Here is a 16,490-nt window from a genome sequence, read left to right on the forward strand (position 1 = left end):
GTCAGCTACCGGCGCATTATTTATGCTCCCGGGGAACTATCCCCCCCGGGATTTCATCTATGATGGCATCGGCCAGCGTGGTGGGGCATTGTAAGGTGACCGCTGCCTGATTAGACTGCGCCGAATTTCGTACGCAAAGCCCTTGTTAAGGACGTATATGATCAAGAAATGCTTGTTCCCGGCAGCCGGTTACGGCACTCGCTTCCTGCCCGCTACCAAAGCCATGCCCAAGGAAATGCTGCCGGTGGTGAACAAGCCACTGATCCAGTACGGCGTTGAAGAAGCGCTGGAAGCTGGATTGAACGAAATTGCCATCGTCACCGGTCGTGGCAAGCGCGCCCTGGAAGACCACTTCGACATCAGCTATGAGCTGGAAAACCAGATCAAGGGCACCGACAAGGAAAAATACCTGGTCGGCATCCGTCGTCTGCTCGACGAGTGTTCGTTCTCGTACACCCGTCAGACCGAAATGAAAGGCCTGGGCCACGCGATCCTCACCGGCCGCCCGCTGATCGGCGACGAGCCGTTCGCCGTGGTACTGGCGGACGACCTGTGCGTCAACCTCGAAGGCGACAGCGTGCTCAAGCAGATGGTCAAGCTGTACAAACAGTACCGCTGCACCATCGTTGCCATCATGGAAGTCGACCCGCAGGAAACCAGCAAATACGGTGTGATCGCCGGCGACCTGATCGGTGACGACCTGTACCGCGTGCGCAACATGGTCGAGAAGCCAAAGCCTGAAGATGCTCCGTCGAACCTGGCGATCATCGGCCGCTACATCATGACCCCGGACATCTTCAAACTGATCGAAGAAACCGAGCCGGGCAAAGGCGGTGAAATCCAGATCACCGACGCCCTGATGAAGCAGGCCCAAGATGGCTGCGTTATTGCCTACAAGTTCAAGGGCAAGCGTTTCGACTGCGGTGGTGCCGAAGGCTACATCGAAGCGACCAACTTCTGCTTCGAGAACTTCTACAAAACCGGCAAAGCGTACTGAGCCTGGTAGCTAGCGGTTTGATAAAGCCACCTTCGGGTGGCTTTTTCTTGTAGCTTGTAGCTTGAGACTTGCAGCTTGAGAGCATCGAGATGACCTACGATTTTGATCTGTTCGTGATTGGTGCCGGGTCTGGCGGTGTGCGCGCTGCGCGCTTTGCCGCAGGCTTCGGTGCAAAAGTGGCGGTTGCCGAAAGCCGCTACCTGGGTGGTACCTGCGTCAACGTTGGCTGCGTGCCGAAAAAGCTGCTGGTCTACGGCGCGCATTTTGCCGATGACTTCGAGCAGGCCGCAGGCTTTGGCTGGTCGCTGGAAGATGCCCAGTTCGACTGGGGCCAGTTGATCGCCAACAAGAACCGCGAAATCGAGCGGCTCAACGGTATCTACCGCAACCTGCTGGTCAACAGCGGCGTGACCTTGCTGGAAGGCCACGCCAAACTGACGGGTGCCCATGAGGTGGAAGTCGATGGCCAGCGCTACAGCGCCGAGCACATCCTCATTGCCACCGGCGGCTGGCCGCAGATCCCGGATATTCCGGGCAAGGAGCTGGCGATCAGCTCCAACGAGGCGTTCTACCTCAAAGACCTGCCCAAGCGCGTGCTGGTGGTTGGCGGCGGTTACATCGCCGTGGAATTTGCCGGAATCTTCCAGGGCCTGGGGGCAAAAACCTCGCTGCTGTACCGCGGCGACCTGTTCCTGCGCGGCTTTGATGGCAGTGTGCGCGAGCACCTCAAGGAGGAGCTGGAAAAACGCGGCATGGACCTGCAGTTCAACAGCGATATCCAGCGTATCGAGCGCCAGGACGACGGCAGCCTCAAGGCTACCCTCAAGGATGGTCGCGAACTGGTGGCCGACTGCGTATTCTATGCCACTGGCCGGCGACCGATGCTCGACAACCTGGGCCTGGAAAACACCGGCGTCGAACTCGACCCGCGTGGTTTTATCCGCGTCGACGACCTGTACCAGACCACCGCGCCGTCGATCCTGGCGATTGGCGATGTGATCGGCCGTGTGCAACTGACCCCGGTGGCCCTGGCCGAAGGCATGGCTGTGGCCCGGCGCCTGTTCAAGCCCGAGCAGTACCGCCCGGTGGATTACCAGAACATCCCTACCGCCGTGTTCAGCCAGCCACCGATTGGTACCGTTGGCTTGACCGAAGAACAGGCGCTGGAGCAGGGCCACAAGGTGCAGATCTTCGAAAGCCGCTTCCGGCCGATGAAGCTGACCCTCACCGAGGTGCAGGAAAAGACCCTGATGAAGCTGGTGGTCGATGCCGACACCGACCGCGTGCTGGGTTGCCATATGGTCGGCCCGGACGCCGGCGAAATCATCCAGGGCCTGGGCATTGCCCTCAAGGCCGGGGCGACCAAGCAGCAGTTCGACGAGACCATTGGCGTGCATCCTACGGCGGCGGAAGAGTTCGTCACCTTGCGTACGCCATCGCGTTAAACGGCGTACTCCAATCGCGGGGCAAGCCCGCTCCTACTGGCCGGTAGGAGCGGGCTTGCCCCGCGATAGCTTCAAACCCTCTATTAATAGCCCCGCCTTATAGCCAAAACCAATCAACAACATGAGCTTTGCCAATGAGCATTAATCCAATGCATTGGCTACGATTCTCCCATCAGTTTTTTCAACCCCCTGAAGGAGCGTCACTCATGCCTATCATCAACAGCCAGGTTAAACCGTTCAAAGCTACCGCTTACCACCAGGGCAAGTTTGTCGAAGTCTCGGATGCCGATCTGAAAGGCAAATGGTCGGTGGTGTTCTTCTACCCGGCCGACTTCACCTTCGTCTGCCCGACCGAGCTGGGCGACCTGGCCGACAACTACGCGCAGTTCAAAGACCTGGGCGTGGAAATCTACGGCGTGTCCACCGATACCCACTTCACCCACAAAGCCTGGCACGACACTTCGGACACCATCGGCAAGATCCAGTACCCGCTGATCGGTGACCCGACCCACGTCATCTCGCGCAACTTCGACGTGCTGATCGAAGAAGCCGGCATCGCTGACCGTGGCACCTTCGTGATCAACCCAGAAGGCCAGATCAAGATCGTCGAACTCAACGACGGTGGTGTCGGCCGTGACGCCAGCGAGCTGCTGCGCAAGGTCAAGGCTGCCCAGTACGTTGCCGCCCACCCAGGCGAAGTCTGCCCGGCCAAGTGGAAAGAAGGCCAAGCGACCCTGGCGCCATCGCTGGACCTGGTCGGCAAGATCTAAGACCGTGAGCCAGCCGAGGGCGGTGGTCTACCGCACCTGACGTTGTCACCGCCCCGCAAAACGCCCGGGCGCTTTCGCCCGGGCGTTGTTATTTCTACCGTTTGAAAAAGGAATCGCCCGTATGTTGGACGCCACGCTTAAAACTCAGTTGAAAGCCTACCTGGAACGGGTCACTCAGCCGATCGAGATCGTTGCTTCCCTCGATGACGGCGCGAAGTCCCGCGAATTGCGCGACCTGCTGGTGGAAATCGCCGGCCTGTCGAACCTGATTGCCCTGCGTGAAGATGGCAGCGACGCCCGTCGCCCGTCGTTCTCGCTCAATCGCCCTGGCGCTGACATCAGCCTGCGCTTTGCCGGCATCCCCATGGGCCACGAGTTCACCTCGCTGGTGCTCGCCCTGCTGCAGGTCGGCGGTCATCCGTCCAAGGCCAGCCTGGAGGTGATCGAGCAGATCAGCGCGCTCAAGGGTGAGTTCAACTTTGAAACCTACTTCTCGCTGTCGTGCCAGAACTGCCCGGATGTGGTCCAGGCGCTGAACCTGATGGCGGTGCTCAACCCCAATATTCGCCACGTCGCCATCGACGGTGCGCTGTTCCAGGCCGAAGTCGAGCGCCGCAAGGTCATGGCCGTGCCCAGCGTCTACCTCAACGGCGAAGTGTTCGGCCAGGGCCGCATGGGCCTGGAAGAAATCCTCGCCAAGCTCGACACCAGCGCCGGCGAGCGTCAGGCCGAGAAGATCAACGCCAAGGATGCCTTTGACGTGCTGGTGGTCGGTGGCGGCCCGGCGGGCGCCGCAGCGGCGATCTATGCCGCCCGTAAAGGTATCCGCACCGGCGTTGCCGCCGAGCGTTTCGGCGGCCAGGTACTCGACACCATGGCCATCGAGAACTTCATCTCGGTGCAGGAAACCGAAGGGCCGAAGCTGGCCATGGCCCTGGAAGAACACGTCAAGCAGTACGACGTCGATATCATCAACCTGCAGCGCGGTGAAGCCTTGATTCCGGCCACCGACGGCGGCCTGCACGAAGTGCGCCTGGCCAGTGGTGCCTCGCTCAAGGCCAAGACTGTGATCCTCGCCACCGGTGCACGCTGGCGCGAAATGAACGTACCCGGCGAGCAGCAATACCGCAGCCGCGGCGTTGCCTACTGCCCGCACTGCGATGGCCCGCTGTTCAAGGGCAAGCGCGTGGCGGTGATCGGTGGCGGCAACTCGGGTGTGGAAGCGGCTATCGACTTGGCCGGTATCGTCGCCCAGGTGACCCTGATCGAGTTCGACAGCCAGTTGCGTGCCGACGCCGTGCTGCAGCGCAAGCTGCACAGCTTGCCGAACGTCAAGGTGATCACCAGTGCGCTGACCACCGAGGTGCTCGGTGATGGCGAGAAGGTCAACGGCCTGCGCTACAAGGACCGCAACAGCGATGAGCTGCATGACCTGGCGCTGGAAGGGATCTTCGTGCAGATCGGCCTGCTGCCCAACACCGACTGGCTCAAAGGCACGGTCGAGCTGACCCCGCGCGGCGAGATCATCGTCGATGCCCGCGGCCAGACCAACCTGCCGGGCGTGTTCGCCGCCGGTGACGTGACCACCGTGCCATACAAGCAGATCGTGATTGCCGTGGGCGAGGGCGCCAAGGCTTCGTTGGCGGCCTTTGATCACCTGATTCGCACCTCGGCGCCAGCCTGACCGGCTTTATCGCGGGGCAAGCCCGCTCCTACAGACCAGGTAGGAGCGGGCTTGCCCCGCGATGGTTTCAATGCGCCAGCCCGGTGTCGGGAACACCGGCCATTCCAGCGGCGCTTTGACAAGAGTCTGCAAGCTACCGGCTATCACCCGGCATCGGTGTGCGGGCGCCGATGGCCGAGCCAGAGCGCTCGTGGTCCAGTGTCTATAGTGAAGTAGTGTGTTTCAGCGAGAGCCATTGCCATGCAACTGATCAGTCGCGAGCCCTGGTGGCGCAATCCGCCCAAGCCTGGTCAGCGAGAGCAGGATCTGGAATGGGGGTATCTGGAGATCTACAAGGATGGCCGCGCCGTGTTCGTCGAGCAGCGACCTACCGACCAGGAACTGGCCGAGCGCAAAAGCTGCCGCAACTTTCCCGAGGCTGAGGAGTAAGCTATAGGGTATGCCGTAATACAAATCTACCTGGGGCGGGAGCATGCATTGAAGGCCTGCTGGATTGCCCCTGTCGAGGTCAGCGACCCTGAGCGGTATCAGCAGTACATCCAGCGGGCACTGGCGGCCCTTGCAGCCTTCCCCGCTATGCCGAGATCGTCATCACCGGGGGCTAAAGCGATCAAGTCGGCGCAGCGGGCTTGAGGCAGGCTGGACAGTCAGCCCAAGGAGATGACCATGATCCGCCTGACCCTGTCCGAAGCCCATTCGCTGGCCTTTTCGATCCTTTTGCACAACGGCTTTGACGCCGACCATGCCCGGGCGGTGAGCGATACCATCGTCGCCGGCGAGCGCGATGGTTGCGCCTCCCATGGCCTGTACCGGGTGCTGGGCTGCGTCGGCTCGCTCAAGGCCGGCAAGGTGGTTGCCGATGCCCGCCCCGAAGTCATCGACCAGGCGCCGTCGATCGTGCGCGTGGATGCTGGCGGCGGGTTCTCTCAGCTGGCATTCCAGGCCGGCTTGCCGTTGTTGCAAGCCAAGGCCCAACGCAACGGCATCGCCGCCCTGGCGATCAACCGCTGTGTGCACTTTTCGGCCTTGTGGGTCGAGATCGAGCAGTTGGCCGAGGCCGGCCTGGTGGCCCTGGCATTCACCCCCAGCCATGCCTGGGTGGCGCCTGCCGGTGGCCATCGGCCGGTGTTCGGCACCAACCCCATCGCCTTCGGCTGGCCGAGGGCGGGCACGCATCCGTATGTCTTTGACTTCGCTACCAGCGCCATCGCCCGTGGCGACATCGAGCTGCATCGGCGTGCCGGCAAGGCGATTCCCGAAGGCTGGGGCGTGGATGAGCACGGCCAGCCCAGCACCGACCCCAACGTGGTGCTGGACCGTGGCGCCATGCTCACCTTCGGCGGGCACAAGGGCTCGGCGCTGGCGGCGATGGTCGAACTGATCGCCGGGCCGTTGATCGGCGACCTGACCAGTGCCGAATCACTGGCCCATGCCGACGGCAGCAAATCCTCGCCTTATCATGGTGAGTTGCTGATTGCCCTGGACCCGCGCAGGTTTTTGGGTGACGCCGCCGATCAACACCTGGCCCGGGCCGAGGTGGTATTCGAGAGCATCGAGGGGCAGGGCGCGCGGCTGCCGTCTGCGCGCCGCTATACAGCACGGGCGCGCAGCCTGGTGGAAGGGGTGGAAATCCCGCAGGCCCTGTACAACGATCTCAGGGCGCTGCTGGCCTGAAACCCACCCTTACAGGGCGGTGCGGCTGCTCTGGCCGTCGACCAGGCGCGCGATGCCCAGCGGGTTGGCGTTCTGCAACGCTGGCGGTAGCAGCGCATCCGGGCAGTTCTGGTAGCACACCGGGCGCAGGAAGCGCTCGATGGCCAGGCTGCCCACCGACGTCCCGCGGGCATCGGAGGTGGCCGGGTAGGGGCCGCCGTGCACCATTGCATCACAGACTTCGACGCCGGTCGGGTAGCCGTTGAACAGTACCCGGCCGACCTTCTGCTCCAGCAGCGGTAGCAGTTCAGCGTGGCTTTGCAGATCTTCAGCTTCGGCGATCAGGGTAGCGGTGAGTTGACCGTGCAGGCCGTGCAATGCTTGCTGCAACTGCGTGCTGTCGGCCACCTCGACCAGCACCGTGGCCGGCCCGAACACCTCTTCCTGCAACAGCGCATCGCCTTCGAGCAACAGGCTGACATCGGCCTTGAACAGCTGCGCCTGCGCCTGCTTGCCCTGTTGCGGCTGCCCGGCCAGGTGGCTGATGCCAGGGTGAGCGAGCAGCGCCTCGACGCCCTTGGTGTAACTGGCGAGGGTGCCGGCGTTGAGCATGGTCTGTGCCGGTTGCGCGGCCAGTTGCGCGGCCAGTTGTTCGGTAAATGCACTGAATGCCGGCGAGCGCAGGCCGATCACCAGCCCCGGGTTGGTACAGAACTGCCCGCAGCCGAGCACCACCGAGGCCGCTAGTTCGCGGGCGATCTGCTCGCTGCGCAGGTTCAGGGCCTGGGGCAGTACCAGCACCGGGTTGATGCTGCTCATTTCGGCGAACACCGGGATCGGTTGTGCCCGTGCCGCCGCCATGTCGCACAGCGCACGGCCGCCCTTGAGTGAGCCGGTAAAACCCACCGCCTGGATCGCCGGATGCTTGACCAGCGCTTCGCCGACGCCGGCGCCGTAGATCATGTTGAACACGCCCTTGGGCATGCCGGTCTGTTCGGCCGCGTGGATGATCGCATCGGCCACCCGCTCAGCGGTGGCCATGTGGCCGCTGTGGGCCTTGAATACCACCGGGCAGCCGGCGGCCAGGGCCGCGGCGGTGTCGCCGCCGGCGGTGGAGAAAGCCAGGGGGAAGTTGCTGGCGCCAAACACCGCGACCGGGCCGACGCCCAGGCGGTACTGGCGCAGGTCGGCGCGGGGCAGCGGTTGGCGATCGGGCTGGGCGCGGTCGATGCGTGCGCCGAGAAAGTCACCGCGGCGCAGCACCTGGGCGAACAGGCGCATCTGCCCGCAAGTGCGCCCGCGCTCGCCGAGGATCCGCGCGGCGGGCAACGCCGTTTCGCCGGTCACCAGGGTGATGAAATCATCCCCCAGGGCCTCCAGTTGCGCGGCAATGGCCTCAAGAAACTGCGCCCGTCGCTCCGGAGACAAACTGCGAAACACCGGGTAGGCCTCGGCCGCCGCCTGGACAGCGGCATGCACTTCTGCGCCGGTGGCCTGGTGGAACCGATAGGGCAGGGCCTCGCCGCTGGTTGCGTCATGGCTCTGCAGGGTGAGGCTGCCAGCGGCGCTGCGCGCGCCGCCAATGTAGTTGTGGCCGATGATATCCGCCATGGATTACTCCTGAAAAAAAAGGTGGGGTCAGGCCAGCGAACTGCCCGGGCGAACCGGCGCCGCTTGCCCGGCGGCGATGCGCGCGGCCGCTTCGGCGTCTACCTGGTGCAGCGACTTGCCGCGGGTCTCGCGGGTCAGGCCAACAGCGACAATCGAGATCAGCGCAGCGCCAACCAGGTACCAGGCAATCGGCGTCGAGCTGTGGAACTCATTGAGCAAACTGATGGCGATCAGCGGCGCCAGGGATCCGGCGAAAATCGGCGCCACCTGGTAGCACAGCGACAGCGCGGTGTAGCGCACATGGGTGGGGAACAGCTCGGCCATCAGCGCCGAGTAGGGCGCGTAGGTCATCGACTCGATGGCCAGGCCCAGGGTGATCGCGGCCATGATCAGCCAGTTGTTGCCGGTGTCCATCAGCGGGAAGCCGATGAAGCCCCAGAAGGCGGTGAGCACCGCGCCGGTCAGGTACACCGGCTTGCGCCCGACCAGATCGGACAGGTAGCCCATCAGCGGGATCATGAAAAAATGCAGCAGGTGCGCGCCGAACATCAGCAAGAGGATCTGCGAGGTGTCCTTGTGCACTACAAGCTTGAGGTAGGTGATCGAGAAGGTCACCACGGTGTAATAGAGGATGTTCTCGGCAAAGCGGGCGCCGATGCCTACCAGCACCGCGCGCCAGTGATGGCGCAACACCTCGACCACGCCCAGTTGCTGCTCGGCTTTCTGCGCCTGGCGCGCCTGGGCCTCTTTGAAGATTGGTGCGTCGTCGACGCTGGTGCGGATCCAGTAACCGATCAGCACCACCACCGCCGAGAACCAGAACGCCACGCGCCAGCCCCAGGCCAGGAACTGTTCTTCCGAGAGGTTGCTCGACAACAGCAGCAAGGCCACCGTCGCCACCAGATTACCGGCCGGCACCCCGGCTTGCGGCCAACTGGCCCAGAAGCCGCGACGGTTGTCCGGGCAGTGCTCGGACACCAGTAAAATCGCGCCACCCCATTCGCCGCCGAAGGCAAAACCCTGGATCAGCCGCAGCAGCACCAGCAACACCGGCGCGGCATAACCGATAGTGTCGAAGCCCGGCAGGCAACCCATCAGGAAGGTGGTGATGCCGACCACCACCAGGCTCAGTTGCAGCAAGCGCTTGCGGCCGAATTTGTCACCGTAGTGACCGAATACCAAACCGCCCAGGGGGCGGGCGAGAAAGCCTACGGCATAGAGGGCGAAGGCGGCGATGATGCCGTCGACGGGGCTGTCGGTCTGGCGGAAGAACAACTGGCCGAAGACCAGTGCCGAGGCGGTGCCGTAAAGGAAGAATTCATACCATTCGGCGACGGTGCCGGCCATGGCCGCGGCGACGACCCGTTTCAAGCCCGAAGGGCTGGTTGCGCTGGAGGGGTGACTGGACATGCTGGCGTTTCCTGTATGGGCGCAAAACAGGCAGGCCGGTCTCCATGATGGAGCCGGCCCGGCAATCACTCAGAGGCCGACGTCCGGCAGTTGCGGACGGTTGGCCAGGGCCTTGGCCATGATCTGCTCGACGTAAAGCCGATCGCTTTCCGGCAGGGCCAGGCGCGGCGGACGGGTCAGGGCGCTGCCGCGACCGGCGATGGCTTCGCACAGCTTGATGCACTGCACAAGGTCGGCGCGGGCATCCAGGTGCAGGATCGGCATCAGCCATTCGTAGATCGGCATGGCCTCGGCGAAGCGCCCGGCCTTGGCCAGGCGGAAGATCGTCTCGCCCTCTTTGGGGAACACGTTGGACATGCCCGAGACCCAGCCCTGGGCGCCGACCGCGATGCTTTCCAGGACCACGTCGTCGAGGCCGGCGAACAGCACGAAGCGGTCGCCCACTTCATTGCGCACGTCGATGAAGCGGCGGGTGTCGCCGGAGGAGTCCTTGAAGCACACCACGTTGTCGCAGTCGGCCAGGGAAATCAGGATGTCCGGGGTGACGTCGTTTTTGTAGATCGGCGGGTTGTTGTAGACCATCAGCGGCACGTCGGTGTGCTTGGCCACGTAACGGTAGTGCTCGGCGGTCTCGAACGGCTTGGAGCCATAGACCAGCGCCGGCATCAGCATCACCCCGTCGACGCCGACCTGGCGCACCGCATTGGCCACCTTGGCGGCCTGCACGCTGGTGAACTCGGCCACGCCGCAGATCACTGGAACCCGGCCGCGCGAGGCATCGACGGCGACTTCGGTGACGGCGATTTTCTCCTCGGCGCTCAGCGAGGTGTTCTCGCCCACCGAGCCACACACCACCAGGCCCGAGACGCCGTCGCGGATCACGTTGGAAATCACCTCGTGGGTCTTTTCCAGGTTGATCGAGAAGTCATCGTTGAATTGAGTGGTGACCGCAGGGAAGACGCCGCTCCAGTTTACGTACTTGCTCATGGTGTTCTCCGGTTGTTTATTGTATTTCGTATACGATATTTTAAGTGTTTGAAGTGGACCAGTGTTTTTTCACTTCGTTTACCGATCGGTTTTCAAGGGTGTTTGCAAATCAACGGCTTAGCGTTCAGGCGCCGGGCCAGGTGTCCGACAACCGGTAGCCTTGTGGCCAGGGGTCGCTGGGGTCGAGCAGCAATTGATGGGTGCCGGTGATCCAGGCGCGGCCGGAAATGCACGGGTAGATGGCCGGGCGGCCGGCGATTTCGGTCAGTGATTCGATGCGGCAGTCGAAGCGCGAGCCGATGATCGAGCGGCCAATGAACCGCTCGCCGACTTTCATCAGGCCTTTGGCCTGCAGTACCGCCATGCGCGCTGAACAGCCGGTGCCGCAGGGCGAGCGATCGATCTTGCCGGGGCGGATCACCACCGCGTTGGCGCCGCTGGCAACGCCGTCCTCATACTCGATGGGCGCGGCGATCTGGCAGAAGGAAATGTGCGCCCAGTCCGGATTCAGCGGGTGGCTGAAACCCAGTTGCTGGTTGGCGGCCTGGGTGATCTTCAGGCCGACCTCGACGATATCTTTGGCTTCGTCCGGGCGGATGGCAAAGCCCAGTTGCCGGGCATCGGCAATCACGAAGCTGTCGCCGCCGTAGGCCGTGTCGACCTGCAGCGAGCCCAGGCCTTCGACCTCGATCCAGGCGTCGAGGCGGTCGGCAAAGGACGGCACGTTCTTCACTTCCACCCGTTCGACCTTGCCGTCCCGGCATTGGGCGACCGCTTCGATCAGGCCGCCCGGGGCTTCGAGCACCAGGTGCGTCTCGGGCTCGGTCATCGGCAGGATGCCGCTGTCGAGCAGCACGGTCGACACGCACAGCGAGTTGGAGCCGGACATCGGCGGAGTGTCGGCCGGCTCCATGATGATCCAGGCCATTTGCGCCCGCGGGTCCTTGGGCGGCACCAGCAGGTTGACGTGGCGGAACACGCCGCCGCGTGGCTCGTTGAGGACGAAGTTGCGCAGGGTCTGGTCGCGGGCGATCCAGCGCGACTGCTCCCAGACCGTGGCGCCGGGGGGCGGGGCGACGCCGCCGACGATGACGTCGCCGACTTCACCTTCGGCGTGGCAGTTGACGATGTGGATGATTTTCGATGAGCGCATTCGCAGGACTCCTTGTGTTGTTAGGGAGGGCCTCATCGCGGGGCAAGCCCGCTCCCACAGGGATAGTGGTGTGGGAGCGGGCTTGACCCGCGATGCTTCTATTTCACTGACTTCAAGAACGCCGCCGTCTCCGGCTGTAACGGATTGCCGATCACCTGGTCGGGCGAGCCGATCTCGTGCACCAGACCGTTACGGAAGAACGCCACGCGGTCCGACACATCGCGGGCAAAACGGATCTCATGGGTCACCAGCACCATGGTCATGCCGTCCTCGGCGAGCATGCGCATGGTGTCGAGCACCTCGCCGACCAGTTGCGGGTCGAGTGCCGAGGTGGCCTCGTCGAACAGCATGTAGTCCGGCGACATCGCCAGCGCCCGGGCAATCGCCATGCGTTGCTGCTGGCCGCCCGAGAGCTTGCCGGGGAAGGTCTTGAGCTTGTCGCCCAGGCCGACGTGGGTCAGCTGCTTGACGGCCAGCGCCTCGGCGTCGTGCTTGTCTTTGCCGAGCACTTTGCGCGGCGCGAGCATGACGTTTTCCAGCACGGTCAGGTGCGGGAAGGCGTTCCACTGCTGGAAGACGATGCCGATCTTCTGGCGCAGGCGGTTGAGGTCGGTGGCGCGGTGGTGAACCTCGACGCCGTCGACGCGGATGTTGCCTTTCTGGATCGGCTCCAGGCCGTTGATGCACATCAGCAAGGTCGACTTGCCCGAGCCCGAGCCGCCGATGATCGATACCACTTCGCCCTTGTTCACGGTCAGGCTTACGCCCTTGACCACTTCCAGGTCGCCGAAGGATTTGTGTACGTTCTCGATCTCAATCATTTTCCTGCCACCTTCTTTCCAGACGGGCGCCCAGGCGGGCAACCACCAGGCTCATGACGTAGTAGATGAGGCCTGCGATGCACAGCACCAGCAGGGGTTCCTGAATCCGCGTAACGATGGTTTGCGAAGCGCGCAGCAATTCGACGATGCCGATCCACATCACCAGCGCCGTGTCTTTCATCACCCCCAGGACCAGGTTCAGCCAGCCGGGAAACGCCACCCGGGTGGCCATTGGCAAGACGATCCAGCGCAGGTCCTGCAGGTAGCTCATGCCCAGTGAGCGGCTGGCCCGACGCACGCTCAGCGACACCGCCAGCACGCCGCCGCGGACGATCTCGGTGAAGTACGCGGCGGTGTAGACGCCGAGCACGATGCAGCCGACGCTGAAGGCGCTGATGTCGAGGCCGACGATGCTCTTGAACGAGTTGAACAGCACGAACTGGATCAGCAGCGGCACGCTGCGAAACACATCCAGCACCCACGCCAGTGGCAGGCTCAGCCGTGGCCACAGGGCCCGGGCCAGGCCGAACAGCAAGCCGGCAAAGGTCCCCAGCAAAATCGCCCAGAAGGTCAGCTGCAAGGTGATGCGCGCCCCGTCGAGCAGGAACACAAAGTCGTTCCAGGTAAAACCGGTGGAAAACATGCCGAGCTCCTCAGTAACGGAACAGCCGCCAGGCCATCAGCCGGGCCAGCGCGACGATCGCCTTGGCAATCAGGTAGTACAGCGCCGCCGCCAGGGCGAAGTATTCGAAGGTGCGGAAGGTCTTTACGTTGTAGTCCTGGGTCACGCCGGTGAGGTCGTTGTTCAGGCCGACGATCACCCCCAGCGAGGTCATCAGCACCGCCCAGACCATCTGGTTGGTCAGCGGGTAGAACACCACCCGCAGCAGCTGCGGGATGACGATCATCCGGTAGGTCTGGAAAGCGCTCATGCCCAGCGAACGCGCCGCACGCACTTGCGTAGTCGGCACGGCCTTGAGGCCGCCGCGAAAGTTCTCCGCCAGGTACCCCGCGTTGTTGAAGGTGATGCCCGCCAGCAGGGCGATCCACGAGCTGACGTGCAGGCCCAGCGAGCCGAGGCCGAAGTACAGGATGTAGATCTGGAACAGCGACGGCGTGTTGCGCGCAATTGACACCCAGCCGTTGGCAAAACCGCGCAGCAGCGGTTGCTTGCCTTCGCGCATGACGGTCAGGGCCAGGGCGATCAGCACCCCGAAGATCATCGACAGGGCGGCGGTCTCGAAGGTCACCCAGGCGCCGGCGAGCATGTCGGGCAGCGCGCGCAACGCCGAGCGCCACTGGAAGGTGTAGTCAAAGTCAAACATGCGCGCGGCCCTCCTGGCTCTGGGCCGCTTGCAGCCAGGCCGGCAAGCGACCGCTGGCCTGGCCGCTGCAGGCCGACGCGACGCACTCGGCGAGGCTGGCGAAATGCACCGGGCGGCCGGCCAGGCCCGGCCCGTAGTGGGCATATTTGCCCGAGTTGGTCATCAGCGTACGCGCCGTTGGCGGGATCACCGGCTCACCCAGCATGCACCAGCAGGTGTCGGTCACCAGGGTCACGCCGAAGCGCTCAAGCTCGGCGATGTACCCGGCGGCGCGGGCCTGTTCGAGCACTGTGCGACCGCAGGTGATGGCCACGACCACCTCCGGGTGTTTGTGCCGGCCCTGGCACAGCTGCGCAAGCGCGGCGAACTCGCTGAAGGAAAAATGCGGGTTGCCCAGCGACACCACATCCACCTGCGGCTCGCGGGCACTGTTGAGCGCGTGCCAGCTGTGCAGCAGGTCCGCCAGTTGGATGCGCTCGGTGGGCAGGTTGGCGCCCGGTTCGAGGACCTGCGCCGGCTCCAGCGCTTCGGGGGTGACCCCGGCGATATGAAACAGCGGCGCCGCCGAGGTAGTGGCAAAGGCGGCGCCGAACGCCTTGAGGTCGTCCAGGCTCGGCTGCGCCTGTTCCAGCCCGTAAATCAGCGGAATTCGCGAGCCGGCCAGGGCGCCGATATGGTAGCCGAGCAGCGGGTAGAAGCTGTCGTCCAGTGCCGCCAGCGCCGGCACCTGCACCAACAACTGCGCCTTGCGCTGGCTGTCCAGGTGACAGCCGATGCGCGGCGCGCGGCCGGTCAGGGCGATGCAGATATCCAGGTAGTCGGGGTACTTGAGGGTGCGCGCGCCGAGCACGCTGTTGGCGTAGACCACGGCGTTGGATTCGGCCCAGACGATCTGTTCGCCCTGGCTCGGCGCGCTGTCGAGCAGGTACGGCGCGCAGGTGAAGCTCATCTGCGCACCCATGGCCATGTAAGCATCGCCCAGGGCGCTGGCCGGCTCGCCCAGCGCCGGGTCGATGCCAAGCTCGCGCCAGCGGCGCTGATCGACCGAGATGGCATTGAGGGTGGTCGGCACCCGCACCTTTGCGCCCCAGCGCACCAGCTGTTCGGCAAAGCCAAGGCTGGCGGGGCCGGTGTAGATGCAGCCGTCGATGTGCGCCTGGGTGACGTCCAGCAACTGCTCGGCGCCTTGCAGCTCGGCCATGCGCAAAACGATCTGCATGGCCATTTGCGCCGCCTTGCCGTGCGTGCCGTCGAGCAGCGCCTGGTCCTCGGCTTGCAGCTTCAGGCGGGTGCTGAAAGACTCGGCGCTGTGGTCATACGGCGCGGCTTGCCAGTGATCGGCCGGGGCCTGGGCATACAGGCTCAGGCAATCGCCTTCGACCCTTGCCCAGCCTGCACCGGGCAAACTGGCGAAGGCCTGCTTGCCGATGCACAGCACCGGCAGGGAGCGCTGGAACAGGGTTTGCGCGACCAGCACGCCGAGGGTCAGGATCTCGTCGGCCTCGGCCAGCACCAGTGCCGCCGGTGCGTGGCCGTTGCTGATCAGCTCCATCATCACGCTGCTGCCGGTGCACGAGCCGCGCCCGCTGGGGATCGCCAGCACACGCCCGGCGATGCACTGGCCACTCAGTGGATGATGACGGTCGATGACTTCGCCGCTGGCGGCGTCGACCCCGCCCCAGAAGCTCAGCCCGGTATCGGCGAACAGCAAGGGGCCCTGGGCCGCGCCCGCGACCAGGCTGCGCCCGGCCTGGGGGATCGGTGTGCTGGTCATGCTGCCCACCTCAGTAGTAGACCTGTGGCACGGTCAGGTCGGTCGGGGCGATTTCGGTGCCGACCCACTTGGTGAACAGCTCCTTGTAGCGCCCGGTGCGCACCTGCTGGTTGACGAACAGGTCGAGGTAGCGCAGCAGGCCATACTCGTTGCGCTTGGCGCCCAGCGACACGTAATCGATCACGTAAGGGGCATTGCCGGCGACCTTGAGGTTCTTGTACTTACCGGACTTGAGGGTGGCGGCGGCGACGGTGTTGGTGACCACGGTGGCGTCGATGTGTCCCTGGGCGACCGCCAGCAGGGTGTCGTTCTGCGACTGGTAGGCACGGAAGGTGCCGCTGCCCCAGCTCTTCACGTCTTTTTCCAGGGCAATGGCTTCATAGGTGCCGCTGGTGTTGCCCAGCGCCTTGCCCTTGAGGTCGTCGAAGCTGTTGATGCCGGTGTTGTCGCGGGTCAGCACGACCATCTGGAAGGCGAAGTAGGGCACGGTCAGGCCGACGGTCTTGGCCCGTTCGAGGGTGTCGGAGGTGGACGCGACGATCACGTCGGCACGGCCCGAAACCAGCGCCGGAATGCGGTCGGGAAAGGGCGTTTCGACCACTTCCGGCTCAACCCCGAGCACCTTGGCCAGGTCGCTGCAGTAGTCGACGTCGAAGCCGGCGGGCTTGTTGGCCTCATCGCGAAAACCCATCGGTGGGAAGTCCAGGGTCACGGCGCAGCGCAGCTTGCCGGAGCCGATGATGTCATCGAGCTTGTCAGCCTGGGCGTTGGCGATAAAGGTGGTACTGAGAACAGCGCTGAGGGCTACGGCAAATGTGCGGTTTTTCATAGAGGCCTCGGGTTGGGAGCGTGCTGTTAAA

The 16,490-nt window shown here is 64.1% G+C and carries 15 protein-coding genes and 1 pseudogene; 7 read left to right on the plus strand and 9 right to left on the minus strand.

Annotation, left to right across the window (positions count from 1 at the left end):
- Window positions 1-157: 157 nt before the first annotated feature.
- The 7 genes and pseudogenes from galU to ACZ9A3_RS08330 all read left to right on the plus strand — a co-directional run bounded on the left by galU (window position 158) and on the right by ACZ9A3_RS08330 (window position 6,570).
- Window positions 158-997 (plus strand): UTP--glucose-1-phosphate uridylyltransferase GalU, encoded by an 840-nt coding sequence (gene galU, locus ACZ9A3_RS08300; protein ID WP_045196734.1) that lies wholly within the window; start codon window positions 158-160, stop codon window positions 995-997.
- Between the two features lie 89 nt (window positions 998-1,086).
- Window positions 1,087-2,442: a glutathione-disulfide reductase gene (gorA, locus tag ACZ9A3_RS08305; RefSeq protein ID WP_045196735.1), complete on the plus strand. Its 1,356-nt coding sequence runs from the start codon at window positions 1,087-1,089 to the stop codon at window positions 2,440-2,442.
- A 206-nt stretch (window positions 2,443-2,648) separates the two neighbouring features.
- A complete protein-coding gene (gene ahpC, locus ACZ9A3_RS08310; RefSeq protein ID WP_258716910.1) occupies window positions 2,649-3,212 on the plus strand; it encodes an alkyl hydroperoxide reductase subunit C in 564 nt (187 codons plus the stop codon).
- 121 nt (window positions 3,213-3,333) lie between these two features.
- Window positions 3,334-4,896 carry an alkyl hydroperoxide reductase subunit F gene (ahpF, locus tag ACZ9A3_RS08315; RefSeq protein ID WP_476252372.1) on the plus strand — a complete coding sequence of 521 codons (1,563 nt, stop codon included), beginning with the start codon at window positions 3,334-3,336 and terminating at the stop codon, window positions 4,894-4,896.
- Window positions 4,897-5,136: 240 nt separating this feature from the next.
- Window positions 5,137-5,325: a hypothetical protein gene (locus ACZ9A3_RS08320; protein ID WP_045196737.1), complete on the plus strand. Its 189-nt coding sequence runs from the start codon at window positions 5,137-5,139 to the stop codon at window positions 5,323-5,325.
- Between the two features lie 48 nt (window positions 5,326-5,373).
- Window positions 5,374-5,466 (plus strand): annotated as a pseudogene (locus tag ACZ9A3_RS08325) (DUF1330 domain-containing protein); the annotation flags it as partial.
- 96 nt (window positions 5,467-5,562) lie between these two features.
- Window positions 5,563-6,570, plus strand: a complete 1,008-nt coding sequence (locus tag ACZ9A3_RS08330) for an Ldh family oxidoreductase (protein ID WP_093383915.1) — start codon at window positions 5,563-5,565, stop codon at window positions 6,568-6,570.
- 9 nt (window positions 6,571-6,579) lie between these two features.
- Here the strand turns inward: ACZ9A3_RS08330 and ACZ9A3_RS08335 are convergent, their stop codons facing one another.
- From ACZ9A3_RS08335 to ACZ9A3_RS08375, 9 genes are all read right to left on the minus strand, one after another.
- Window positions 6,580-8,160, minus strand: a complete 1,581-nt coding sequence (locus ACZ9A3_RS08335) for an aldehyde dehydrogenase (NADP(+)) (protein ID WP_093383911.1) — start codon at window positions 8,158-8,160, stop codon at window positions 6,580-6,582.
- A 27-nt stretch (window positions 8,161-8,187) separates the two neighbouring features.
- Entirely contained in the window at window positions 8,188-9,570 is a 1,383-nt protein-coding gene (gene abaF, locus ACZ9A3_RS08340; protein ID WP_258597496.1) for a fosfomycin efflux MFS transporter AbaF, read from the minus strand.
- A gap of 69 nt (window positions 9,571-9,639) precedes the next feature.
- The gene (locus ACZ9A3_RS08345; protein WP_093383901.1) at window positions 9,640-10,557 is read right to left on the minus strand and encodes a dihydrodipicolinate synthase family protein; all 918 of its coding nucleotides are present in this window, start codon (window positions 10,555-10,557) and stop codon (window positions 9,640-9,642) included.
- 124 nt (window positions 10,558-10,681) lie between these two features.
- A complete protein-coding gene (locus ACZ9A3_RS08350; RefSeq protein ID WP_045196745.1) occupies window positions 10,682-11,710 on the minus strand; it encodes a trans-3-hydroxy-L-proline dehydratase in 1,029 nt (342 codons plus the stop codon).
- Between the two features lie 98 nt (window positions 11,711-11,808).
- Complete coding sequence (locus ACZ9A3_RS08355; protein WP_038995715.1) at window positions 11,809-12,531, minus strand: amino acid ABC transporter ATP-binding protein; 723 nt, start codon at window positions 12,529-12,531, stop codon at window positions 11,809-11,811.
- The gene (locus ACZ9A3_RS08360; RefSeq protein ID WP_045196748.1) at window positions 12,524-13,174 is read right to left on the minus strand and encodes an amino acid ABC transporter permease; all 651 of its coding nucleotides are present in this window, start codon (window positions 13,172-13,174) and stop codon (window positions 12,524-12,526) included. The genes ACZ9A3_RS08355 and ACZ9A3_RS08360 overlap by 8 nt, the downstream gene beginning before the upstream one ends.
- A 10-nt stretch (window positions 13,175-13,184) precedes the next feature.
- On the minus strand, window positions 13,185-13,856 hold the full coding sequence (locus tag ACZ9A3_RS08365; protein ID WP_045196750.1) for an amino acid ABC transporter permease: 672 nt from the start codon (window positions 13,854-13,856) through the stop codon (window positions 13,185-13,187).
- Window positions 13,849-15,630 (minus strand): cis-3-hydroxy-L-proline dehydratase, encoded by a 1,782-nt coding sequence (lhpI, locus tag ACZ9A3_RS08370; RefSeq protein ID WP_476252373.1) that lies wholly within the window; start codon window positions 15,628-15,630, stop codon window positions 13,849-13,851. Before lhpI ends, ACZ9A3_RS08365 begins: the two co-directional genes overlap by 8 nt.
- A 10-nt stretch (window positions 15,631-15,640) precedes the next feature.
- The gene (locus tag ACZ9A3_RS08375) at window positions 15,641-16,459 is read right to left on the minus strand and encodes an ABC transporter substrate-binding protein (RefSeq protein WP_401290058.1); all 819 of its coding nucleotides are present in this window, start codon (window positions 16,457-16,459) and stop codon (window positions 15,641-15,643) included.
- Window positions 16,460-16,490: the final 31 nt, after the last annotated feature.

This window comes from Pseudomonas sp. TE4620, from assembly GCF_056279045.1.